At 56.4% G+C, this 24,088-nt stretch carries 21 protein-coding genes; 14 read left to right on the forward strand and 7 right to left on the reverse strand.

All coding sequences use genetic code 11. The features are described from left to right. Positions 1-158: 158 nt before the first annotated feature. Positions 159-734 (reverse strand): lipid IV(A) palmitoyltransferase PagP, encoded by a 576-nt coding sequence (gene pagP, locus K7H21_RS20085; RefSeq protein WP_162626021.1) that lies wholly within the window; start codon positions 732-734, stop codon positions 159-161. Between the two features lie 289 nt (positions 735-1,023). Between pagP and dcuC the strand changes: the two genes are divergently transcribed. The 4 genes from dcuC (at position 1,024) to uspG (ending at position 4,477) form a co-directional block, all read left to right on the forward strand. Then, entirely contained in the window at positions 1,024-2,397 is a 1,374-nt protein-coding gene (dcuC, locus tag K7H21_RS20090; protein ID WP_004130407.1) for an anaerobic C4-dicarboxylate transporter DcuC, read from the forward strand. A 92-nt stretch (positions 2,398-2,489) separates the two neighbouring features. Beyond that, positions 2,490-3,284, forward strand: coding sequence for a ribonuclease I (gene rna, locus K7H21_RS20095; protein ID WP_049112036.1), 795 nt, complete (start codon positions 2,490-2,492; stop codon positions 3,282-3,284). Positions 3,285-3,439: 155 nt separating this feature from the next. Next, positions 3,440-3,850, forward strand: a complete 411-nt coding sequence (rnk, locus tag K7H21_RS20100) for a nucleoside diphosphate kinase regulator (RefSeq protein ID WP_004111326.1) — start codon at positions 3,440-3,442, stop codon at positions 3,848-3,850. A gap of 198 nt (positions 3,851-4,048) precedes the next feature. Continuing rightward, positions 4,049-4,477 (forward strand): universal stress protein UspG, encoded by a 429-nt coding sequence (uspG, locus tag K7H21_RS20105; protein WP_004100140.1) that lies wholly within the window; start codon positions 4,049-4,051, stop codon positions 4,475-4,477. Positions 4,478-4,553: 76 nt separating this feature from the next. On the opposite strand, the gene ahpF is transcribed toward uspG, so the two are convergent. Then, positions 4,554-6,119: an alkyl hydroperoxide reductase subunit F gene (ahpF, locus tag K7H21_RS20110; protein ID WP_004130405.1), complete on the reverse strand. Its 1,566-nt coding sequence runs from the start codon at positions 6,117-6,119 to the stop codon at positions 4,554-4,556. A 241-nt stretch (positions 6,120-6,360) separates the two neighbouring features. Further along, complete coding sequence (gene ahpC / locus K7H21_RS20115; protein ID WP_004130404.1) at positions 6,361-6,924, reverse strand: alkyl hydroperoxide reductase subunit C; 564 nt, start codon at positions 6,922-6,924, stop codon at positions 6,361-6,363. A gap of 823 nt (positions 6,925-7,747) precedes the next feature. Between ahpC and citR the strand changes: the two genes are divergently transcribed. From citR to K7H21_RS20130, 3 genes are all read left to right on the forward strand, one after another. Then, on the forward strand, positions 7,748-8,659 hold the full coding sequence (gene citR, locus K7H21_RS20120) for a DNA-binding transcriptional repressor CitR (RefSeq protein ID WP_004130402.1): 912 nt from the start codon (positions 7,748-7,750) through the stop codon (positions 8,657-8,659). Between the two features lie 104 nt (positions 8,660-8,763). Then, entirely contained in the window at positions 8,764-9,987 is a 1,224-nt protein-coding gene (locus K7H21_RS20125; RefSeq protein ID WP_004130400.1) for a phosphoadenosine phosphosulfate reductase, read from the forward strand. After that, a complete protein-coding gene (locus tag K7H21_RS20130; protein ID WP_004130398.1) occupies positions 9,972-10,601 on the forward strand; it encodes an IbrB-like domain-containing protein in 630 nt (209 codons plus the stop codon). Before K7H21_RS20125 ends, K7H21_RS20130 begins: the two co-directional genes overlap by 16 nt. Here the strand turns inward: K7H21_RS20130 and K7H21_RS20135 are convergent, their stop codons facing one another. After that, a complete protein-coding gene (locus tag K7H21_RS20135; protein WP_171016428.1) occupies positions 10,602-11,747 on the reverse strand; it encodes a pyridoxal phosphate-dependent aminotransferase in 1,146 nt (381 codons plus the stop codon). It abuts the gene before it with no gap. Between the two features lie 188 nt (positions 11,748-11,935). Here K7H21_RS20135 and mtnC point away from each other — a divergent pair, with 188 nt between their 5' ends. After that, positions 11,936-12,625: an acireductone synthase gene (gene mtnC / locus K7H21_RS20140; protein WP_004130394.1), complete on the forward strand. Its 690-nt coding sequence runs from the start codon at positions 11,936-11,938 to the stop codon at positions 12,623-12,625. Continuing rightward, positions 12,622-13,164, forward strand: a complete 543-nt coding sequence (locus K7H21_RS20145; RefSeq protein ID WP_004130392.1) for a 1,2-dihydroxy-3-keto-5-methylthiopentene dioxygenase — start codon at positions 12,622-12,624, stop codon at positions 13,162-13,164. Before mtnC ends, K7H21_RS20145 begins: the two co-directional genes overlap by 4 nt. Before the next feature lie 156 nt (positions 13,165-13,320). Here K7H21_RS20145 and K7H21_RS20150 read toward each other — a convergent pair whose 3' ends face one another. After that, on the reverse strand, positions 13,321-15,630 hold the full coding sequence (locus tag K7H21_RS20150) for a molybdopterin-dependent oxidoreductase (RefSeq protein ID WP_223035304.1): 2,310 nt from the start codon (positions 15,628-15,630) through the stop codon (positions 13,321-13,323). 408 nt (positions 15,631-16,038) lie between these two features. Between K7H21_RS20150 and K7H21_RS20155 the strand changes: the two genes are divergently transcribed. The 5 genes from K7H21_RS20155 to K7H21_RS20175 are packed head-to-tail and all read left to right on the forward strand — an operon-like array spanning position 16,039 to position 21,509. Beyond that, entirely contained in the window at positions 16,039-17,019 is a 981-nt protein-coding gene (locus K7H21_RS20155; protein ID WP_087828676.1) for a sugar ABC transporter substrate-binding protein, read from the forward strand. Between the two features lie 44 nt (positions 17,020-17,063). Continuing rightward, on the forward strand, positions 17,064-18,569 hold the full coding sequence (locus K7H21_RS20160) for a sugar ABC transporter ATP-binding protein (RefSeq protein ID WP_170100751.1): 1,506 nt from the start codon (positions 17,064-17,066) through the stop codon (positions 18,567-18,569). Beyond that, positions 18,566-19,552, forward strand: a complete 987-nt coding sequence (locus K7H21_RS20165; protein WP_139529640.1) for an ABC transporter permease — start codon at positions 18,566-18,568, stop codon at positions 19,550-19,552. Before K7H21_RS20160 ends, K7H21_RS20165 begins: the two co-directional genes overlap by 4 nt. Further along, positions 19,552-20,553, forward strand: a complete 1,002-nt coding sequence (locus K7H21_RS20170) for an ABC transporter permease (RefSeq protein WP_123828344.1) — start codon at positions 19,552-19,554, stop codon at positions 20,551-20,553. The genes K7H21_RS20165 and K7H21_RS20170 overlap by 1 nt, the downstream gene beginning before the upstream one ends. Before the next feature lie 11 nt (positions 20,554-20,564). Further along, complete coding sequence (locus tag K7H21_RS20175) at positions 20,565-21,509, forward strand: carbohydrate kinase family protein (protein ID WP_087828677.1); 945 nt, start codon at positions 20,565-20,567, stop codon at positions 21,507-21,509. A 38-nt stretch (positions 21,510-21,547) separates the two neighbouring features. Here the strand turns inward: K7H21_RS20175 and K7H21_RS20180 are convergent, their stop codons facing one another. Both K7H21_RS20180 and K7H21_RS20185 read right to left on the reverse strand, forming a co-directional pair. Continuing rightward, positions 21,548-22,576, reverse strand: a complete 1,029-nt coding sequence (locus K7H21_RS20180; protein ID WP_004130378.1) for a 2-hydroxyacid dehydrogenase — start codon at positions 22,574-22,576, stop codon at positions 21,548-21,550. A 5-nt stretch (positions 22,577-22,581) separates the two neighbouring features. Next, positions 22,582-24,069 (reverse strand): FGGY-family carbohydrate kinase, encoded by a 1,488-nt coding sequence (locus K7H21_RS20185; protein WP_142444884.1) that lies wholly within the window; start codon positions 24,067-24,069, stop codon positions 22,582-22,584. Positions 24,070-24,088: the final 19 nt, after the last annotated feature.

The raw sequence follows: 24,088 nt of genomic DNA on the forward strand, positions 1-24,088 counted from the left end.
TGTGTCGGGTATCAGTACACCAATTGTGGTACCTTTTGTCCAGCGCAACTTTGCTAAAAAGTGATAAAAGTCTCTATCTTTTTGTACAGGGTTCACTTTAGTCTTTGTTTTTCCACAAGACAGTCCGCTTATCTCTTTTATGGCTATCAAAATTCGCATCAAAACTGAATGCGCGCCCAGGCAAAGTAAACGTTACCGTTGTTGTAGGTACCGGGTATATAGGTCATCTGGAATGTTGCCGGACCGTAACCGATGGAAGCCAGGGGCAGCACGACCGGAATAGGGATATAGTTCCAGTTATCACGCGCCGTCACGCCAAGCGTGTAGCCCAGACCCAAGTGGAAATTATCGTCCGCCAGCGGACGCCACGTCTTCTCCCAGCCATAGCCGCCGATAGGCTCCCACTTGTTATAAGAGTCTTTAAAGGCCATCAGATAGATGCCATGCCAGTTTCCTTTATCGTCCCAGCGCGAGACCCCGAAACCGGCGCCCCACGGGCGTTCGTTATACCGGTCCGTTTTCTCTTTATCGTAGGCGAAACGGGCATGCCAGGTCACCGCAGGGATATAAAGATCGTAGTGCTCAGGCTCATTCCACGTCTGCGAGACGTTATCGCTCAGCGTGTTGTAGCCGTCGCGAAGCGTCGAGCTGAACGATGCATTAGCGGAGGTGGATGATAGCAGCAGGCCCAGGCATCCAAGAAAAAATCCAATAAATCGACGTCGCATTAACACTTTCTCTTACCAGTATCATTTTTAAAGCGGAGTAAGATAGCAAAGATAAACTTAATACTACCTTAACGGAATTAGGCAAACTCTTGATTTGCCCGGTACAAAAAATCTGAAATCCCTCTTAGCTAACGTTTAACTATGCCGGCCTTGTACCGTCAGCGAGAGATTCTCATCGATTTATTGATTTGCATCAGCGAGTTTCGCCCGTTTTTTAGGCACATTCGCTCACTTAATTTTTCCTTCGCTTTATTTATCAGCAGATTCTTTGGATTAATGGTTTAGGGGTAAAAGAATGCTTACGCTAGTAGAGATCCTGATTGGGATTGTGGTCATTGTGGGCGTCGCCCGCTACATCATTAAAGGCTATTCAGCCACCGGCGTGCTATTCGTCGGTGGCTTAGTATTACTCATCGCCAGTGCGCTAATGGGGCATAAGATTTTACCAGGCGACGCAAAGAGCACCGGTTACTCCGCCACCGATATTGTTGAATATATCAAGATACTGCTTATGAGCCGCGGCGGCGACCTCGGCATGATGATCATGATGCTCTGCGGGTTCGCGACTTATATGACGCACATCGGCGCCAATGACATGGTGGTGAAGCTGGCGTCAAAACCGCTGCGCTTCATTAACTCACCCTATCTACTGATGATCGCCGCGTATTTCGTTGCCTGCCTGATGTCGCTGGCCGTCTCCTCGGCAACTGGTCTTGGGGTGCTGCTGATGGCGACGCTGTTCCCGGTCATGGTCAACGTTGGCATCAGCCGCGGTGCCGCCGCCGCTATTTGCGCCTCTCCGGCGGCGATTATTCTGTCACCGACCTCCGGTGATGTCGTGCTGGCCGCTAAGGCCGCCGAAATGCCGCTGATTGACTTTGCCTTTAAAACCACGCTGCCCATCTCAATTGTCGCTATCATCAGCATGGCGATCGCTCACTTTTTCTGGCAGCGTTATCTGGATAAAAAAGAAAACGTCGTCCATGAAATGCTCGATGTGAACGAAATAACCACCACCGCTCCCGCTTTCTACGCCATCCTGCCGTTTACGCCGATCGTTGGGGTACTGATTTTCGACGGCAAATGGGGCCCGGAGTTGCATATCATCACCATTCTGGTTCTCTGCATGCTGCTGGCGGCGATTCTGGAATTCTGCCGCGGCTTTAACACCAAAAATGTGTTTAACGGCCTGGAAGCGGCGTATCGCGGCATGGCTGACGCTTTTGCCGGAGTGGTGATGCTGCTGGTCGCCGCCGGCGTCTTTGCTCAGGGGCTGAGTACCATTGGCTTTATTAACGGTCTGATTTCTATTGCCACGTCGTTCGGCTCCGCCAGCATTATTCTGATGCTGGTGCTGGTCATTCTGACCATGCTGGCGGCCATGACCACCGGTTCCGGTAACGCCCCCTTCTATGCTTTCGTTGAGATGATCCCGAAGCTGGCGCACTCTTCCGGTATCAATCCGGCTTATCTTTCGATACCGATGCTGCAGGCGTCTAACCTTGGACGAACCATTTCGCCGGTATCCGGCGTGGTGGTCGCTGTCGCCGGGATGGCAAAAATATCACCGTTCGAGGTGGTAAAACGGACCTCTGTCCCGGTTCTGGTGGGTTTGCTAGTGGTTATTATCGCCACCGAAGTGCTGGTTCCCGGCAGCGCAATCCGCTAACGGTGACCCCCTGTGAAAAGGCGCCTGTTGGCGCCTTTTTTATGCTTTAATAACGCAATGTTATCAATGACCATTTGTCATCAGGAATAAAAATGTTCAGGAAGGATTTCGTCGCCATTGCCCTTTTGCTTAGTGCCGCCCAGGTCAGCGCGGATCCGCTGATCGCCACGCAATACGGTGATTTTGATCGCTACGTGCTGGCTCTCTCCTGGCAAACGGGGTTCTGCCAAAGTATGCAAGACCGAAACCGCGGCGAGCCGGAAGAGTGTCGCCTGCAGCAAGAACGCAGCAATAAAGCCGATTTCCTGACCGTTCACGGCCTGTGGCCGAGTCTGCCAAAATCCATTGCCGCGCGCGGAGTGGACGAGCGCCGCTGGATGCGTTTTGGCTGCGCGACCCGCCCTGTCCCCAATATGCCGGAAGCGAAAGCCGGGCAAAAATGTCGGGCGGCGGAAACCGGTCTATCGCTGGAAATGGCGAATAAACTTAACGGCGTCATGCCGGGTTCGGGCGGCAACTCATGTCTTGAACGTTATGAATACGCCAAGCATGGCGTTTGCTTTGGGTTTGATCCTGACAACTATTTCGGCGCCATGGTGCGCCTGAACGGCGAAATTAAGCAAGGCCCCCTTGGCGCTTTCCTGGCCAAATATTACGGGCAAACCGTTAGCCGGGATGACTTCAACGCCGCGGTCGCTGAGGCCTATGGAAAACAGAACGTTAAGGCGTTCAAGTTAACCTGCAACGGCAACCCCGCCTATCTGACTGAGATGCAAATCTCCATCAAAGCCGCGGCTATCAATGCCCCTTTATCCGCTAACTCATTCTTACCTCAGCCCCATCCGGGGAACTGCGGTAAGCAATTTCTGCTGGATAAAGCCGGCTAGGTTTTATACGACTTAGCTATAGTTCGTTAATGAATGTGCGTTTAATCACTTCAAACCACCAGCAAGTCTCAGTATGATGAGAGGACATTAACCCTTGCCATTTTCGGTGAGGGTTTTCTTTTACGGACAGGTTCCTGGATAACATGGAGTATGAGATGACCAGACCCGCAATCATCATTAATGAACTTGACGCAGAGCGCATCGACAGGCTGCTGGAGCAACCGGCTTTCGCCAACTCGCCGGTCGCGGACGCGCTAAATGACGAGCTTGACCGCGCGCAAATGCTGGCCCCGGAAGCCATGCCGCATGATGTTGTCAGCATGAATAGCCAGGTCAGGTTTCGCGATTTAACAACCGGTGAAGAGCGTATCCGCACCCTGGTTTTCCCGGCCCAGGTAACGGATAGCGCCACTCAGCTATCGGTTATGGCCCCGGTCGGTGCCGCCCTGCTGGGACTAAAAGTCGGCAGCGCGATTCACTGGGAATTACCGGGCGGCACCTCAACGCATCTTGAAGTGCTGGAACTGCTCTATCAGCCGGAAGCCGCTGGCGATTTCCACCGTTAACCCCCTTCCTGCCTGAGGCGTTTACGCTTTATCCAGAGGATGTATCCACATCCTCTTTCTGAACTTTTCACTCTTCACTTCTCATTTGACAAACTTTTACGCCGCACTCCAGCCGTTCTGACAATTTTGCGACCTGAATGGCACAATACTTTCCTATAATGTGTTGATATAAAAGCAGACGAACAAGGAGGAATGCATATGTATAAAACAATCATTATGCCCGTTGATGTCTTTGAAATGGAGTTAAGCGATAAAGCCGTTCGCCATGCCGAGTTTTTAGCCCAGCAGGACGGGGTTATCCATCTTCTCCACGTACTACCCGGTTCTTCAAGCTTCACGATGAGTCGTTTTACAGCCGACCTGCGCCGCTTTGAAGAGCATTTGCAGCATGAAGCAGAAACGCGCCTGAAAACAATGGCTGGACATTTCAGCATTGACCCGTCGCGAATCAAAATGCACGTCCGCTTTGGCAACGTGCGCGATATGGTCAATGAACTGGCCAATGAAATAAAAGCCGATGTGGTCGTGATTGGCTCCCGCAATCCTTCCATCAGCACGCACCTGCTGGGCTCCAACGCCTCAAGCGTGATTCGTCATGCTCATATTCCGGTGATGGTGGTCAGGTAACTCCAGCATGCTAAAAAAAGAGGCTACCCAAGGGTAGCCTCTTTACTGTGCAGGTTGAGTCTTACTTTATTATGAATTATGCAGTTTTAGTGCGAATCAGGTAATCGAACGAGCTCAGCGACGCCTTCGCACCTTCGCCGGTGGCGATAATAATCTGTTTATACGGAACGGTCGTGCAGTCGCCAGCAGCGAAAACGCCCTTCACGTTGGTTTCACATTTCGCATCAATGATGATTTCCCCCATGCGGTTGCGTTCAATCGCGCCTTCCAGCCAGTTGGTATTCGGCAGCAGACCTATCTGAACGAAGATCCCCGCCAGCGCCACGTGATGTTCATCGCCGCTCACCCGGTCGCGGTACTGCAGGCCGGTGACTTTGCTGCCGTCGCCCACCACTTCTGTGGTCTGCGCGTTCAGGATAATATCGACGTTTTTCAGGCTGCGGACTTTATCCTGCAAAACCTGATCGGCCTTCATTTCCGGCGCGAACTCCAGCAGAGTGACATGTTCAACAACGCCTGCCAGATCGATTGCCGCTTCCACGCCGGAGTTACCGCCGCCGATCACCGCCACGCGCTTGCCCTTAAACAGCGGGCCGTCGCAGTGCGGACAGTAGGTTACACCCTTGGTACGATACTGATCTTCACCCGGCACGTTCATGTTACGCCATTTCGCGCCGGTAGCAATGATCACGCTACGCGCTTTCAGCACCGCACCGGAGGCGGTTTCAATCTGATGTAGACCGCCTTCAACCGCAGCAGGGATCAGTTTTGAGGCACTCTGGGAATCGATAACATCAACATCGTATTCACTAACGTGCGCTTTTAATGCGCCAGCCAGTTTCTGGCCTTCCGTTTTAGGTACCGAGATATAGTTTTCGATATCCACGGTATCCAGCACCTGGCCGCCAAAACGCTCGCCCATCAGGCCGGTACGAATGCCTTTGCGCGCGGAGTAAACGGCTGCAGCTGCGCCGGACGGGCCGGAGCCGACGATTAAGACATCGTAGGCTTCACGTTTATTCAGCTCTTCCGCCGCACGTTTTTCCGCACCGGTATCCACTTTAGCCACGATTTCAGTCAGCGTCATGCGGCCCTGACCAAATTCCTTACCGTTCATAAATACTGCCGGTACGCCCATCACGTTGCGTTCGGTGATTTCATTTTGATACGTTCCGCCGTCAATCGCCGTGTGCTTGATACGCGGGTTCAGTACCGCCATCAGGTTCAGCGCCTGAACCACATCCGGGCAGTTATGACATGAAAGCGAATAGTAGGTTTCGAATTCAAAATCGCCGTCGATATTGCGGATTTGCTCAAGCAGGGACTGGGCTTCTTTTGACGGATGGCCGCCGGTCCACAGCAGAGCAAGAACTAAAGAGGTGAATTCATGTCCCAGCGGAGAACCGGCAAAGCGCGGCCCCTGGCTGGAGCCGGGGTTGGTAATCAGGAATGACGGCTTGCGCACCGCCAGGCCGTTATCTTCTTTAAAGGTGACTTTATCTGACAGTTCAGCAATTTCAGCCAGCAGTTCCCTGATTTCTGCCGATTTAGCGCCGTCATCCAGCGTGGCAATCAGCTCAACAGGTTTAGTCAGCTTCTCAAGATAGGCCTTGAGCTGGGTTTTCATGTTGGTGTCGAGCATTTTTATCTCCTGGGCTTAAAACATCATCATGCAAGCGGCCTCGTCCAGGCAGCCTGAATACGCTTGCATCATGGTGTTGGAATGAAATGGGCGCCGGTGCGCCCATGACTGAAGTCATTTCCAAAGTATTTCGCGTCAGAGCAAGGCGGCTAGCCTGAGAATCCCCGAGAGCTTACTGAAGTAAGCGACCGGGGTGAGCAGGCGACGCCTACGCAGCTATGGCGTGAAAGACGACGGAAATTTAGATTTTGCCGACCAGGTCCAGGGATGGAGCCAGAGTCGCTTCGCCTTCTTTCCACTTAGCCGGGCAAACTTCGCCTGGGTGAGAAGCTACGTACTGAGCTGCTTTGATTTTGCGCAGCAGGTCAGACGCGTCACGGCCGATACCTTCAGCGGTAACTTCGATAGCCTGGATAACACCCTGCGGGTCAACAACGAAGGTTGCACGATCTGCCAGACCTTCATCTTCACGCATGTTGTCGAAGTTACGGGTCAGGGCGCCAGTCGGGTCGCCGATCATCGCGTATTTGATTTTGGCGATGGTTTCAGAGCTGCTGTGCCACGCTTTGTGGGTGAAGTGGGTATCGGTAGAGACGGAGTACACATCTACGCCCAGCTTCTGCAATTCTTCGTAATGGTCTGCGACGTCGCCCAGTTCAGTCGGGCAAACGAAAGTGAAGTCAGCCGGGTAGAAGAAGAAGACGCTCCAGCGGCCTTCAGTATCTTTCTCGGTTACTTCGATGAATTCACCGTTTTTGAACGCCTGGTTTTTGAAAGGTTTGATTTTGGTATTAATTAAGGACATCTATACTTCCTCCGTGTTTTCGTTGAGGTCTAAGTTAACGAATTTTTCCTGACTCGACCAATGCGTTTGCATTATCGAATCAATAAGCGTTATCTAACAACCGAAACAAGACAACTTTGTGAACCTGTCAACGCGATGGCAAACCGCTACCGCGTTTCGCATTATATGCGCTGAAAAGTAAAAAGGCCGCCCTCGCAGGCGGCCCCGTTACCTGAAACACCCGCAGGTAGGTTCAGCGCCAGTAGCTGGCAATGTGTTGCGCTCTACACCTTAATGTAACAGCTCAGCGATTACATCACCCGCTGAACGAAAGGGCAATCCACGCGGCGTCAGGTCTTACCTATGGCTGTAATAGGTTTTACCACAGCCATGACTTTTACCTTTGATTTTGCTGGGCTTCACTCTATCCCCCCCTGTTCATGCGGATCTGAATCCCCGGCTTCTACGATCGGGCCTTTTCCACCCAGCACAAACGAAGCGTCTTAATGCCCCTCACCGGTTGATAAGCTATCCCGGTGCCAACGTCATATCAGCAATTGACCTTATGAATAACGAAAGAAGGATTCAACACGCAATGAGGCTGCGGATAAAGAAAAACTACAGATTATGAAGGAGGCAAAGCCAGACTTCATAAACGTCCTTCCGTCTCTGGCGTTGCAGTAAACAAAAGGATCTGGCGGAATGCGCGACGGTGGTATATATTTAGATAAACTTAACGACGACACGAGCATTAAATAATTAAGAACGAACATTCACCAAACAAATATAATGAAAACATATTATAATCTATTTTTCTTACTGCCAGCTTAACAGGACGTTGAAAATGGCTAACCTTTACGATCTCAAGAAATTCGATCTGAATCTACTCGTTATTTTTGAATGCATTTACCAGCATTTAAGTATCAGCAAAGCGGCGGAAACGCTATTTATTACGCCCTCTGCCGTCAGTCAGTCACTTCAGCGTCTCCGTACCCAGCTAAATGACCCACTATTCGTTCGTTCAGGTAAAGGGATAACGCCGACTACGGTAGGTGTTAATCTGCATCATCATCTCGAAAAAAACCTGAATCAATTAGAACAAACTATCTATCTGACCAACCGTTCTGAATTAAAGAAACGTCTTGTGGTTTATGCCCCGCAGCTTTTTATTACCCCTAAAACAACTAATTTGATTCATATGCTATTAAATGATTCAAACCTGCACGTTGAGCATCACGATCTGCTGGCATCAGGAGAGTCGGTAGAAAGCTTGCTATCCTACCGTAAAGCCGACCTGATATTCAGCACTCTGCCACTAATATCGCGAGCTACCGTCTGTAAGCGCATCCAGGAGATGGACATTTCGCTGGTGTGTAATGAAAACCATCCCAGGCTGGCATCGCTGACCACGACAAAAGCCATACTGCAGGAACGCTTTACCTATTATCTGTCTAACGATCAGGGAACTAAATCCTTTCAAAACCAGGCTGCAGGCATTCTTGCTGATAGAAAAATCGCTTTCAGTAGCGATTCATACACCGCCATCCTTAATATTATTCAACAGACTGATTTAATCGGTTTTGTACCGACGTGTATTCTGGAATATATAAGTTTCCAGAATAAATTTAAAGTTATCAACGTGCCATTTAAGATCCCCTCCGTCAGTATTTACATGATCTATAATCGGGTAAATCTTGATGACCCCAAGTTTGCAAGATTCATCGATAATTTCGAAAACAATAATATCAGTGAATAATTAAAATAATTTTCATTAAATCAATGAATAATAACTAATCTCTTGATTACGAAAAGAATATGATATAAGTACACAGTATCTTTCGCATTAAAGGAATAATGGCTGTGTCTTTTATAAAACTTCCATTACCAGAGTCCGTTCTGCAGGCCAGTCAGCAGAGAATAGAATGGGTAATGGATAACTTCTCTCGCATTTGCGTCTCTTTTTCTGGCGGTAAAGATTCAACGACCATGCTGCACCTCACTGCGCAGCATGCCCGCCATACAGGCAAAAAGATTTGCGTCCTGTTTGTTGATTGGGAAGCGCAGTTTTCCTGCACCATTGCGCATTGCGAAAGGATGCGCGAAGAGTATCGTGACGTTATTGAGCAATTTTTCTGGGTGGCGCTGCCCCTCACCACGCAAAACTCGCTGACCCAATACAACCCCGAATGGCAGTGCTGGGAACCCGGCGCGCGCTGGGTGCGTCAACCACCGAAGGACGCGATTACCGATCCGGGTTATTTCCCATTTTATCAATCGGGTATGAGCTTTGAAACGTTCGTCCGCGAATTTGCCGATTGGTTTTCGCAAAACCGTCCCGCGGCGGTTATGGTCGGCATCCGTGCCGATGAATCGCTTAATCGGTTTATCGCCATCTCCTCGCAGCGTAAGCTTCGCTTTGCCGACGATAAGCCCTGGACCACCTCAGCGCCGGGCGGTCACGCATGGTACATCTATCCTATCTACGACTGGAAAACCGCCGATATCTGGACCTGGTTTGGTAAAAGCGGCCTGTCCTATAACCCACTCTATAACCTGATGTATCAGGCGGGCGTTCCGCTGCGTTATATGCGCATTTGCGAACCCTTTGGCCCGGAACAGCGCCAGGGACTGTGGCTCTACCATGTGCTGGAACCTGAACGCTGGGCCGCCATGTGCCAGCGCGTCAGCGGCGTCCACTGCGGCGGGGTCTACGCCGGTCACGATAATCAGTTCTACGGTCATCGAAAGCTGGATAAGCCGGAACAGCACACGTGGAAAAGCTATGCCCTGTTCTTGCTCGATAGCATGCCGGAGAAAACGGCGGAACACTATCGCAATAAAATCGCCGTTTATCTGCACTGGTATCAGAAGCAGGGAATGGCGGATATACCGGATACGCAACCGGCGGACATTGGTTCCAAAGATATCCCCTCATGGCGGCGCATCTGCAAAGTTCTCCTGAATAATGATTACTGGTGCCGCCAGCTTTCTTTTAGTCCGACCAAATCTCATCAATATAAACGCTATCGCGAGCGTATGAATAAAAAGCGCCAGCAATGGGGAATACTATGCAACGACAATTAATCCAGGCTATTGAACGCTATCTGCAATCGCTGGAAGATGAAGAGGAAAAGATTACTGCGCTTAACGCCTTTCGCCAGACTCTGCATGAATATAGTCCTTTCAAATCACAACCGGTTGATTGCGTGCTGTGGGTCAAACAGGAAAACGTTTTGCCTAATGATTACAACCCAAATAACCTTGCGCCGCCTGAAAAGCGCCTGTTATTCACCTCGCTGGAAACGGACGGCTTCACGCAACCCGTTGTGGTGCTGAAACAGGAGCAGGAGCGCTACGCCATTATCGATGGTTTTCATCGTCATGAACTGGCCAGCGGCAAAGCGACATTGAAAAAACGGCTGAAAGGCTACCTGCCCATCGCCTGCCTGGAAAGCAACGGCGCTAAGCGTGATTCTCTAATGGCCGCGACCATTCGCCACAACCGGGCCCGCGGGCGGCATCAGATTCATGCGATGTCGGAAATTGTCCAGGAATTGGCGCATCTCGGCTGGTCCGATACTAAAATCGGCAAAGAGTTAGGTATGGATTCAGACGAAGTATTGCGCCTGAAGCAAATCAACGGTCTGGTAGAGATGTTCGGCGACCGTCAATTTTCTCAGGCGTGGACCGTTAAATAATTACAGACGACACAGTCGTTCCGCCGCAGCCAGCAGCGTTGCTGGCTGTTTGGCGAAGCACAAGCGTATCAGCTTATGCGGGAACGGATCGGCGCAGAACACCGACAGAGGGATCGCCGCGACGCCGATTTCGGTGGTTAACCAGCGGCAGAAGCTGACATCATCCAGATCCGAGACGGCGCTATAGTCCGCCAGCAGGAAATAAGTCCCTTCGCAGGGCAAAATTTCCAGGCGACTGGAACGCAACGCATCAATAAACAGATCCCGCCGCTCGCGGTAAAACGCCGGAAGCTGCCGGTAATGCTCCGGTTCGCGACGCAGCATATCGGCAATCGCCAGCTGGGCGGGCGTATTGACGGCAAAAGTCAGATACTGATGCACTTTACGCAGCTCCGCGCTAATGGCGGCAGGCGCTACACAGTAGCCGACCTTCCAGCCGGTCATATGAAAGGTTTTGCCAAATGAAGAAACCGCTACCGCCCGTTCGCGCAGCTGCGGATGCGCCAGCACGCTGGCATGCCCTTCAGCAGCAAAGCAGATATGTTCATAAACTTCATCGCTAAGCACGTAGATTTCACGATCGGCGATCGCCTGCCATAGCGCGGCAAAATCTTCCCGCAGCCACACCGTTGCTGACGGGTTGTGCGGCGTATTGAGTATAACCAGTCGAGTTTTGTCGCTGAGGCTCGCGGCGAACTGCTGCCAGTCAACGCGAAAATGCGGCGGCTGGAGGGCAATTCGCTTCAGCACGCCGCCCGACAGCTCAATCGCCGGGGCATAGCTATCGTAGCTTGGGTCAAAGCAGATAACCTCGTCGCCGGCGCGCACCAGGGCGGTAATCGCCGCATACAGCGCTTCCGTCGCTCCGGCGGTCACGGTCACGTCGCTGTTGGCATCGGGACGGTAGCCGTACAGCTCTTCGGTTTTATCGACGATGGCTTCGCGCAGCGCGGCTACGCCGGTCATCGGCGCATACTGATTGGCTCCCTGCGCAACATGATACGCCAGTCGCTCCTGCAAATAGCGTGGGCCGTCGAAATCCGGAAACCCCTGCGACAGGTTAATCGCCTGATGCTGCTGGGCCAGGGCGCTCATTTGGCTAAAAATGGTCGTGCCCAGTGAGGGGAGTTTACTCTCGGGAATCAGTGGCTTATTGCTCATTCTTTTTGTACCGTTTGTGATGCTGTTGTTGAAGCCACTATAACACGATGTTAATATTTGGCAATCAAGACGCTTAGACGTCTAAATGATAACGTTATTTCGCTTATGATTGAAAAACAGCTATCAGCACAACGCCACCGTCAGCACGACCTACCGCTCACTCTGGAGAACTCATGATCCGCGCTATCGTGACCGATATTGAAGGCACCACCAGCGACATTCGCTTCGTCCACAACGTTCTGTTCCCGTACGCCCGCGAACGCCTGGCCGGTTTCGTGACCGCTCAGCAGTTTGTCGAGCCGGTGAAGACCATTCTCGATAACCTGCGCGAAGAGATCGCCCAGCCGGCGGCTGGCGCCGAAGAACTGATTGCGACCCTCTTCGCCTTTATGGATGAAGACCGCAAATCGACTGCCCTCAAGGCGCTGCAGGGCATTATCTGGCGCGATGGCTACGTTCATGGCGACTTTACCGGCCATCTGTATCCGGATGTTCTGCCGGCGTTGGAAAAATGGAGGTCACAGGGTATTGATTTATATGTATATTCCTCAGGCTCCGTTGCAGCGCAGAAATTGTTATTTGGCTACAGCGATGAAGGTGATATTACTCATCTGTTCAACGGCTATTTCGATACCCTGGTAGGCGCCAAGCGTGAAGCGCAGTCCTACCGCAACATTGCTGAGCAGCTGGGACAGCCTCCTGCCGCCATCCTGTTCCTTTCCGATATTCATCAGGAGCTGGATGCCGCGGAAGAGGCCGGTTTCCGCACCCTACAGCTGGTGCGCGGCGACCGCGACCCGGCCAGCCACCATCCGCAGGTTCAGCGTTTTGACGATATTCATCCGGAGCAGATCCCAGCATGAGCGCATTAACCATTTTTTCCGTGAAAGACCCGCAAAACTCGCTCTGGCACAGCACTGACGCCGAAGAGATCCAGCAGCAGCTCAATGCCAAAGGCGTCCGTTTCGAGCGCTGGCAGGCCGACCGTGATTTAGGCGCGGCGCCAACCGCAGAAACGGTCATTGCCGCCTATCAGCATGCGATTGATAAGCTAGTGGCAGAGAAAGGCTATCAGAGCTGGGACGTGATCAGCCTGCGCGCGGATAATCCGCAAAAAGAGGCGCTGCGGGAAAAGTTTCTCAACGAGCATACCCACGGGGAAGACGAAGTGCGCTTCTTCGTCGAGGGCGCCGGGCTGTTTTGCCTGCATATTGGCGATGAGGTGTTCCAGGTTCTGTGTGAGAAGAACGACCTGATTTCGGTTCCCGCTCACACGCCGCACTGGTTTGATATGGGCTCTGAGCCCAACTTCACCGCCATCCGCATCTTCGACAACCCGGAAGGCTGGATAGCCCAGTTTACCGGCGACGATATCGCCAGCGCCTACCCACGGCTGGCGTAATGCCGCGATTCAAGGGGTGAGCAGGCTTATCATCGCTCTCAAGGCGCTTTCCCGGAGGCGGCGCGTAACGCGCCTGTGCAGGCTACTCGACCCGCAGACGGCGATGATCCTGTAGGCCGGGCAAGGCGCCTGCCGCCGCCCGGCGATTCCCTGCGCCTAAGCGCCAATAAACCTCGGCGGATCGAAAGCGGTCACCGGCGGCAGCGCTTCGCGCCATGGCTCAATTTCCACCCAGCAGCTCTGAGCGCTACAGCCCTGCCCCAGTCGCGAACTGCCGCGATCCTCGGTGAGCACGTTGGGATTACCGTGCTTATCCAGCGACCCCTTTTCATTCGGATCCAACGGATCGTACCAGGCGCCGGTCGACATCTGCACCACCCCCGGCAAAATCTGCTCACTCAGGTGCACGCCGGCGAGAATCGCGCCACGGGCGTTATAAACCTTGACCACGCTGCCTTCGCGAATATCCCGCGCCTGCGCATCCTGAGGGTGCATCCACAGCGGCTCTCGCCCCTCAATTTTCGTCGCCCGGCTCACGCTGCCGTGATCGTACTGGCTATGCAGACGGGTGCGCGGCTGGCTGGAGAGCAGGTGCAGCGGCCAGCGCGCCGCCTCCTGCCGCTGCCGCTCCGCCTCCTGCTCATCCCACCACGGGTGGCCTGGGCACTCGCGATAACCAAAACCGGCGATGGTTTCTGAAAAAAGCTCAATCTTGCCGGACGGCGTGGCGAGAGGATAGCGCTGCGGGTCGGCGCGAAAATCCGCCAAAAAGACCTGCGGTTTTTCCGGCGCGCTATACTCCAGCACTCCCTGCTGCCAGAACGCGTCAAACGACGGCAACGCGATCCCTTCTTCCTGCGCGCGCGGCCGCGACGCTTCGTAGATTTGCCGCAGCCACTGCCCGGCATCGCGCCCCTCGCTAAAACGCTCAGCGAACCCCAGCCGTTCGGCGAGATCGCAGAAGATGGCGTAATCATCGCGCGCTTCGCCCACCGGCGGGATCTGCGCGCTCATGGCGATCATAAAGCCGTCGTGGCCTCCGCTGCCGATATCTTCCCGCTCCAGCGAAGTGGTGGCCGGCAAAACGATATCGGAAAATTTGGCCTGCGCGGTCCAGAACTGCTCGTGTACGACTACCGTTTCCGGCCTCCGCCAGGCTTCGCACAGGCGGTTAAGATCCTGATGATGATGAAACGCGTTGCCGCCCGCCCAGTAGACGAGGCGAATATCGGGATAGCGCAGAAGCTGGCCGTCAAACTCGTACGCTTCACCCGGATGCAGCAGCATATCGGAGAGACGCGCCACTGGAATCACGCTGTTCACGGCGTTATCCCCGGCAGGAAGACGCGGTCCGGAAAAGGCTTTCCGCGCCGCTCCTGCCAGATTGGTACAGGCGTAGCCAAATCCTAACCCGCCACCCGGCGTACCGATTTGCCCCAGTAGCGCGGTGAGCGCCACTGTCGCCCAGTAGGCCTGTTCGCCCTGGCGCGCCCGCTGAATCGACCACGAGATATTGACCATCGTGCGCAGGCTCGCCATCTCGCGCGCCAGCGCGACAATCCGCTGCGCCTCAAGACCGGTTATCGCCGCCGCCCACTCCGGCGTTTTCGCGACGCCATCGCGCTCCCCCATCAGGTAGGCGCGATAAGGCGCAAAGCCCACGGTATGGCTGGCGACAAAAGCGCTGTCGTAAAGGGATTCATTAATCAGCACGTAGCACAGCGCCAGCAGCAGCGCGGTGTCGGTCCCCGGACGAACCGCAAACCACTCTGCGCTCTCCACGGCGCTCAGATCGTTGCGTACCGGGCTGATATTGATAAAGCGCGTCCCCTGCGCCTGCATCTTTTCCAGCCAGTATTTCAGCATATGGTCGTTGGCGCCGCCGCCGTTGACCTGCGCATTACGCAGCGGCAGGCCGCCGAAGGCGACGAACAGCTGACACTCGCGCGCCAGCTCAGAAAAGTGGGTATGCTGGCGGTGCAGCGGGCTCAGCGGACCGAGAATATGCGGCAGGATGCGCTCACCCGCCGCGCTGCTGTAGGTATTGGTGCTGGCGGTATAGCCGCCGAAGCACTTAAGGAAGCGATGCAGCTGGCTTTGCGCGTGATGGAAACGCCCGGCGCTGGCCCAGCCGTAGGAACCGCCGAAAATCGCTTCATTGCCGCAACGCGCTTTGACCGAATTCAGTTCGCGCGCCAGCAGATCGAGCGCCACCTCCCAGCTCACCTCCACGAACGGCTCTTTACCTCGCCCCTCGCGGGAAGCCGGACCATTTTGCAGATAGCCGGCGCGCACCGCCGGACGGCGAATGCGCGTCTTGCTGGTGACCGCATCCGGGAGCGACTGTCCGATAGGTGAGGGATTTTTATCCCACAGCACCGGCGTCACCGCCTCAATGTTGCCGTCACGTGCCTGTACCTGCCAGGTTCCCCAGTGCATTACGGTCAGATTATGTTGTTTTCTCATGTGGTTTTTTCTCACCTGCTAACGGCCGCTATAATAAATCGCAGGAATAATAAATTTAAAAGCCCTGTCGCCATACAATCTACTGCCTTAAAAGCGTTTACCAATTAAAATGGCTTAAGATTATTGCGTAATACGATATATTTAAGATATGCATTAATACTAATTAAGCAGCAATATTGTTTTGATTAAATAAGAGTTGCAAGCAAATTAAGCCCACAAAATAAAAAGGGATTAAACTGCATCATGAAATATTTTCAGGTTGCAGATGACAAATTCACGTTTTCCTCAGGCAAATCTGCGATATAACATTGTTGATATAACTTAGACATATTTTGTATTTGAGGTTGTGTAGTTGTTATTGTCATGCTACGGCTCCGCAGCCACCTCCATTACAGGACCATAATAAGAATGTCGCAGAAAATGAAATTATTGCCCATCGCGCTGGGCATGCTCTCGCTTGCCTCCGTTAACGCTCTGGCGGCGGAGACGCTATCGCTTCAGGGAAAAACCATCGGCGTCGCCGTGGTCGGCACACAGCACTTCTGGGATCGTGAAGCCTATAAGGGTGCGACCGAAGAGGTAGAGAAACTGGGTGGTAAGGTGATCGGCGTCGACGGCGGCCGCGATAATCAGGTTCATGCGAATAACCACGATATTTTACTGTCGCGTAAGGTTGATGCGGTAATTAGCATTCTGGGCGACAGCGCCGTTGAGCCTAAATTCAAAGCGCTGCGCGATGCCGGCATTCCGGTATTTACCGTAGACCACGTTTCGAAATATTCGGTCAATAACACCACCTCCGATAACTACACGCTGGGATCGACCATTGGTCGTTATATGGCCGATGAGCTGGGTGGCAAAGGCAACGTCGCGGTATTTAACGCGTTCTCCAGCTCCCTGCGTATTTGCGGCATTCGTTACGACCAGTGGAAATATGTCCTTAAAGATTACCCGGATATTCATATTATTCAGCCGGAGCTGGCCGAACAGTTTGCCAACTCCCCGGAAGACGCGCGGAAGAAAACCCTCGAACTGCTGAGCCAGTACCCGAAAGGTAAGCTCGACGCAATTCACGTGGCCTGCTGGGATCAGCCGGCAATCGGTATTGTCCAGGCGCTGGAAGAGACCGGACGCGATAAAGACGTGAAAGTCACCGCCATCGACGCCGGCCCGGAAACGCTGGAGATCATGGCCGAACCGGGCAGCCCGTTCGTCGCCAACGTCGCCCAGCAGCCGCACCTGATTGGCCAGACCTCTGCCGATAACGTCGCGCGCTACTTCGACAAACAGAAGCTGCCCCTGCAAACCTTTATTCCGGTGGTCCCGGTGAAAGGTCCGCAAGAGGCGAAAGCGGTCTACAAACAGCTAGGATATGGCGAACTGCAGTGATCACTCAATCCTCCGGCGGGGCGACCCCCGCCGCTGGCCTGGCGATGAACCAGATCAGCAAAAGCTTTGCCAACGTGACTGCATTAAATGCGGTCACGCTGCTTCTGAACCCCGGTGAAATTCACGGCCTGATCGGCGAGAACGGCGCAGGAAAATCGACGCTGATAAAAATCCTCGCTGGCGTCTATCGGGCCGATAGCGGCAACGCCACGCTCGACGGCGAGCCGCTGCCGCTCGGCAATCCCGCGGCGATTGAAGCGCTGGGCATCCGCGTTATTCACCAGGAGCTCAACCTGATCCCGCACTTTACCGTGGCGGAATCGGTATTCCTCGGCCAGGAGTATCGCACCCGCTGGGGGGCGCTGGACCGGCGGCGGATGAACGCCGCGACCGAGGCGTTTTTCCGCGACAGCTGGCAGCTGGACATCAATCCCCGCCGCCTGATCCGCGACCTCAGCCTCGCCGAGCGCAAACTGGTGCAAATCGCCAGGGCGCTGATCGACGGCGCGGCAAAGCTGGTGGTCTTCGATGAGCCCACCGCGCCGCTGGAGGCGCAAGAGGCCAGCCTGGTCTCCTCAGCGATTCTGCGCCTTCGCGAGCAGGGGATCGCGATCCTCTATATTTCCCACTATCTCAACGAAATCGCCGCCCTTTGCGATCGCGGCACGGTGCTGCGTAACGGCGAGGTCGTCGGCTATCCAGACCGGGAGCTCCTGCAGAATACCGACGCGCTGATTAAAATGATGGTCGGTCGCGACATTGAACAGCTCTATACCCCTCGCCAGAGCAGCGCTCATCAGGTCGATGCCGCCGCGCCGGTGCTGTCGGTTCGCCATCTCAGCGACGGTCAGCAGTTGCACGATATTAGCTTTGATATTCAGCCGGGAGAGATCGTCGGCATCGCCGGGCTGCTGGGCGCCGGGCGCGACGTGCTGGTCGATCTGCTTTACGGGCTGCGCCGCCCCCGCAGCGGCACGATTAGCATCGACGGCCAGGCGAAGCGGCTGCGGACGCCGTATCAGGCTACCCGCGCCGGGCTAGCCCTTGTGCCGCGCGACCGTCGCCATCAGGGGCTGATTCTCCCCTTCTCCACCGCCGACAATATCAATCTGGCCTCGCTACCGGAGACCGCCACTTTCGGCTGGGAACATCGCGGCAAAGCGCTGGATAAAGCGCGCGGCTGGATCGAACAGCTCGCCATCCGCCCCGGCCGTCCGGAACTGCCGGTGCGTTTTATGAGCGGCGGCAACCAGCAAAAGGCGATTCTCGCCCGCTGGCTGGGCACCGATGCGCGGCTTTTCATCCTCGATGAACCCACCCTCGGGGTGGATATCGGCGCGCGCAGCGATATCTATCAGCGTACCCGCGAGCTGGCGGATCGCGGTCGCGGCGTACTGGTCTCATCCAGCGACGCGCCGGAGCTGCTGGGCCTTTGCGACCGCATCCTGGTGATGTGGCGCGGCGAGCTAGTGGCTAATCTCCCGACCCGCGGGCTGACGCTGGACGCGCTGCTGGTGACGATTAACGGTGGACAGGAACAACAGGTATGAATGCAGGTATCCAGCGCCGCCCCCTTCCGGGCATCACGACGCTTATCGAAAAATTTCCCCTGATTCTCTTTTTTGCGCTGCTGGTCTGGCTCAGCCTGCAGTCGCCTTTCTTTTTAAGCTGGCAAAATATCAGCATGATGCTGGTGCAGAGCGTGCCTCTGGCGATCCTCTGCTTCGGCCTGGTCTGCGTGATTGCCGTCGGCGGCGATGATGTGGTCTCCGGCGGCATCGACCTGTCGCTGCCCGCCATCGCGGTGCTCGGCGTCGCGCTGCTCAGCCTCGGCATGGCCGAGTGGAACACCCCGTACCTGGCGCTGTTTATACTGCTGATTGCCGTGAGCCTGGCCTGCGGCGCGGTCAACGCTACGCTGGTGCTGGCGGCGGGTCTGCCGCCGCTGCTGGCGACCCTCTCAACCTCGGTGGCCTTCACCGGACTGACCGACCTGCTGACCGGCCAGCGGCGCATCGCGGTAAACGACCCGCTGATGGTGGCTTTTCGCGATAACGATCTGTTCGGCATTCCCTTGCCGCTTATCTATCTGCTGGCGGTCTTCGCGCTGTTTCAGTTTTTGCTCCACCACTCCCGCTTCGGCCAGCATTTACAGGCGGTGGGCGGTAACCGCGATATGGCGCAGATGAGCGGGCTCAACGTTCGTCGTTTGACCATTATCGTCTGGCTGCTGGCAGGCATTGCCGCTGGCCTGGCGATTTTGCCGCTGCTTAGCCAGGGCTCCGGCAGCAGCAGCGGCACGGCGACGCCGCTGCTGCTGGAAACCGTCCTCGCTACTTTTATCGGCGCGGCGTTTTCGCGGCGTCGGGTGGTCACCATCTGGGGGGCGCTGCTCGGCGCGGTACTGGTCAACGCGCTCTCAAACGGGCTCGGCCTGCTGGGGGTGAATATTTTCTGGATGGGCGCGATCAAAGGCGGCCTGATCCTCGTGGTGCTGGCGGCGTCGGCGGTCAGACATAAAGGAGGCAACTGATGAGCCAGATGACGCTCAAGACCCCATCAACGAGTCAAACCGGCAGCACCCCGCTGGCGTGGCTTTCTCGGGCGGGATTCGGCGGCATTACCCTGCTGGCGATTGCCCTGTTCGGCTGGGCGAACCCGGTATTTCTGACCTTCGATAACTGGGCCAATCTGCTGCAGGGCAGCGCGATTTTGCTGATCGTGGCGATGGCGATGACCCTTATCGTTAGCGCCGGGGCGATTGACCTCTCCGTCGGCGTCGCGCTTGATTTCGGCGCTGCCTTTGCGCTGGTGGCGCTCAAAACCTGGCACCTGCCGTGGCAGGCAGCGGTGGGCTGCGCGCTGCTCGGCGGGGTGATTATCGGCCTGCTGAACGCCTTCCTGATCCTTGTCTGCCAGATTCGTCCGTTCCTCGCCACCCTCGGCACCTGGTTTATCGCCAGCAGCGCCGAACGCATCTATACCGACGGCGGCGGCTCTATCTCCTACCGCCGGATGGCGCCGGAGTATCACGATCTGGCGGTCGGCAATATCGCCGGTATTCCAACGCCGGTGGTGATCGTGCTGGCGCTGTGGCTGACGGCCTGGCTGATTACCGAACGTACGCTGTTCGGCAAATACGTGCGCGCTATTGGTCAGAACAGCGAAGCGGCGCGGATCGCCGGGATCCGCGACCGCCGGACCATGCTGTGGGTGCTGGTGTCGGCCTCCGCGCTGTGCGCCGTCGGCGGCGTCATTCTCTCCGCCAACCTGCGTCAGTTTACGCCGCTGGCCGGTCAGGCCTACCTGATGGACGCCATCGCCGCGGTCTTTATCGGCACCGCCTTCAACCGGCTGGGTCGGGTCAGCATCGCCGGCACCCTCGGCGGCGTGCTGTTCCTCGCGATTATAGATAACGGCCTGAACCTGATGGGGCTGAACTACCTGGTGAAAGACGCGCTGGTTGGCGTGATTCTGGTGGTCGCGCTGGCCCTCTCCTTCTGGCAGGCGCGTCTGCGCCAGACCCATCGTTAAGCGGAGCTCTCATGGCAACCTTTGACGCCGTCTTTGTCGGCCTGACTATTCTTGATATCGCCGGTCGCCCGGTCATCGACATCCCGCCGCGCGGCGGGGTAGCCTTTATCGAACAGATCCGACTTAACCCCGCCGGAACCGCCGCCGGGGCCAATATTAACGCCGCGAAACTGGGCATTCGCACCGCCGCGGTGGCCTGCCTCGGCGAAGATGAAAAAGCCGATTTTATCCTCGCCAGCTACGCGCGTCTGGGGATCGACTGCTCGCTGATCCAGCGCACCGCGCAGCAGGAAACATCGGCGACGATCCTGCCCATCCGCCCCAACGGCGAGCGCCCGGCGCTGCACTGTCGGGGGGCCTCCGATGCCCTTTTCGTCGGCGAAGAGGAGTTTGACGCGATCCTTGATTGCCGCTTTCTGCACCACGGCGGCAGCGGCCTGCTGGCGGCGATGGACAGTGGGCAAAGCGCGCTGCTGTTACAGGCGGCGAAAGCCCGCGGCGTCACCACCAGCTTTGATTTAATCGCCCCCGACGCGCGCACCCTGGATCTGCTGCGCCCGCTGCTGCCGTCGGTGGACTACTTTATGCCTTCCCTTGAAGAAGCGGCGTATCTCTCCGGGGAGACCCAGCCGGAAGCGATCGCCCGCTTCTTCTTTGCGCTTGGCGTCGGAACCTGCATTCTGAAGGACGGCGAGAACGGCTCCTGGCTGCTGACCCGCGACGGCGCCGTCGAGCATATCGCGCCGTACCGGGTCGATGCCGTAGATACTACCGGCTGCGGCGACAGCTACTGCGGCGGCTTTATCGCCGCGCTGGCCCGTGGGCTAAGCGTCAAAGAGGCGTGCGAGGTGGCTTCCGCCGTCGCCGCCCTGGTGGCGACCGGCATGGGATCGGATGCCGGCGTGGTTGACTGGCAGCATACGCAGGAGTTTATGGCGACCCACCGTCGTAGATAACAAGCTTCGCCGCCGCATTGCGCGGCGGCAAGCGCGGCTTAACGCCACTGATAGAGCAGCGGCTCTCCGGCGACGTAGCGCTGGAGATCGGCGGCAATCATCGCCGTATGCTTAGCAATGCTCTCCCGCGTCGCCCCGGCGATATGCGGAGTAATAATCACGTTATCAAACTCGGTAACGAAAGGATGATCGCGCCACAGCGGCTCGCGATGGTAGACATCCAGCGCCGCACCGCCCAGCGGGCCGTGGCGCAGCGCGTGAATCAGCGCCTCCTCATCCACCACCGCCGCGCGCGAGGTATTAATCAACAGCGCGCCCGGCTTCATGCTATTCAACAACTGCGCGTTCACCAGCCCATCGCTGTGCGGGCCGCTGCTCAGATGCAGGCTCACGATATCCGCCTCGCGGAACAGCCCTTCAAGCGTTGTCTTCTGCAACCCCGGTTCGTTGATATCCTCGGCGGCGACAAACGGGTCCACTACCAGTACCGCCATGCCAAAGGCGCGGGCGATACGCGCCACCCGGCGGCCAATATTACCGTAACCGATCAGCCCCAGGGTTTTGTTGCGCAGCTCGCTGCCTTTAAACACCTCATACGGGCTTTGCGGACTGACGTCCCACACCACATCGCGGCGCAGCCCGCTCTGGGTAGCCTGGGCCGCGTTCTCGGCGTGAGTGAATTCACCGCGCTTCAGTGCCGCGTGGGATTGCGGAATATGCCGCGCCAGGCTCAGCATCAGCCCCAGCGTCAGCTCGGCGGCAGCGTCGGCGTTGCGCCCCGGCGTATAGAGCACGCGGATACCGCGCGCCTGGGCGGCTTTGGTATCGATGTTCACCGGATTGGCGCGCGTGCAGGCGATCACCTGTAAACGCGGGCAGGCGGCGATCACCGCTTCCGTCACCTCATCGTAGCTGGTCACCAGCACCTCGGCGTCGTGGGCCAGTTCGATCAGCTGGCCTGCGCTCAGCTTCGGCTTGCCCAGCGCCCAGCCTTCCACCCGCAGTTCGCCCAGTTGCTGAAAAGCGCTGAGGTCGCCGGCGTGCTCGGCGGTAAAAACAATTTTCATATGCGTTATTCCTGAGAAATATGTTGAAGCGCCTCGCGGCGGGCCTGCCACACCGGGAGCATCTGCTCGCGCAGCAGGCGGTAAACCGGATAGAGCGCGACATAGCGGCTGTGCGCCTGCGGATTGGGCCGATAGCGAGTCTGTTCCAGCGCCGGATGACGGGTCAGCGCATCGACGCTTCGCGCCGCCAGAATCGCCGCGCCGCGCGCGCTAAGTTCGTTGAAAGGACTGGAAACCACCGTTCTGCCGGTACAGTCGGCAATAATTTGCAGCCAGGTCGCCGAAGCCGCGCCGCCGCCGGTCAGGTACAGTTCGCCGCCCTGCGGGTAGCCCTGAAGCGAGTCGACGATGGCGTAGGCCAGCCCTTCGAACACCGCCCGCTGCAGCTCCGCGCGGGTGGTGTGCTGGCTAATGCCGAAATAACCGGCCCGCGCCTCAGGGCTAAAGAACGGCGCGCGTTCGCCGTTGAGGTAGGGCTGCCAGAAGACGCCGCCGCTGCCCGGTTCAACGCTGGCGATGTTCTGTTCCAGCTGCCGTAAATCCGGCTCAAGCGAGATTTGCTGCTGGAGCCAGTCGATGTTCGGCGTCCCGGCCTGCATCGGAAAAAGGTTAATAAAGCTGCCGGCTTCGGTATGGGTGACGTAGCGCGTCCCCTCGTTGACCGTCTGGCGACCGTGGCAGACGATGCCGGTGCAGCAGGTGGTGCCGAGAATGGTATAGATATCGCCGTCGTTGACCGCGCCGCAGCCCAGCGCCGCGCTGCAAACATCCAGCGCACCAGCCGCCACCGGCGTGTCCGCAGGCAGCCCGGTGAGCGCCGCGACCTCTTCACGCAGCGCGCCCGCCTGTGCGTCCGGCGCCAGTAGCGGCGGGAACAGATGTTGTAAATCTGCCAGACCCATCTCATTGAGCACCACCGTGGATAGCTTCCCGCTCTGCTGATTCAGCAAAGAGGTGCTGGCATCGGTGAGATCCAGCGCCGCGACGCCGGTGAGGCGAAAGCGGATCCAGTCCTTGGCGAAAAACAGATAGCGGGCCGCCGCCAGCCGCTCTGGCTGGTGATGCTTGAGCCAGCATAGCTGCATGCTGGTGTTACAAGGCTGCAGGTGGGTGCCGGTATCGTCAAAGAAACGGCGGTCAAAGCCGGGGCGGCTGAGCAGTTCGCTCATCAGATCGCGGCTGCGGGTGTCGCTCCACAGAATACCCGGCCCGACCGGTTCGCCTTCGGCGTCGCTGAGCCACACCCCTTCGCCTTGCCCGGCGAGGCCGATGGCGCGTAAACGCCCGTTTTGCAGCGCCGGATGCCGGGCGATATCGCGTAAAATCGCTACCACCGACTGCCACAGCTGGGCCATATCCTGCTCGGCGTCACCGTTGGCCGACAGCAGAGGACCGGTGTTCTGCGCCGCGCTGGCGCACGCCTGAAAGCGTTCATCAAACAGCACCGCTTTCACACGCGAGGTGCCGATATCGATTCCGAGATAAAAATCCATGCCTGACCCGTTAGTGAAG

The sequence above is a fragment of the Klebsiella sp. CTHL.F3a genome, assembly GCF_019890895.1.
Taxonomy (GTDB): Bacteria; Pseudomonadota; Gammaproteobacteria; order Enterobacterales; family Enterobacteriaceae; genus Klebsiella; species Klebsiella grimontii.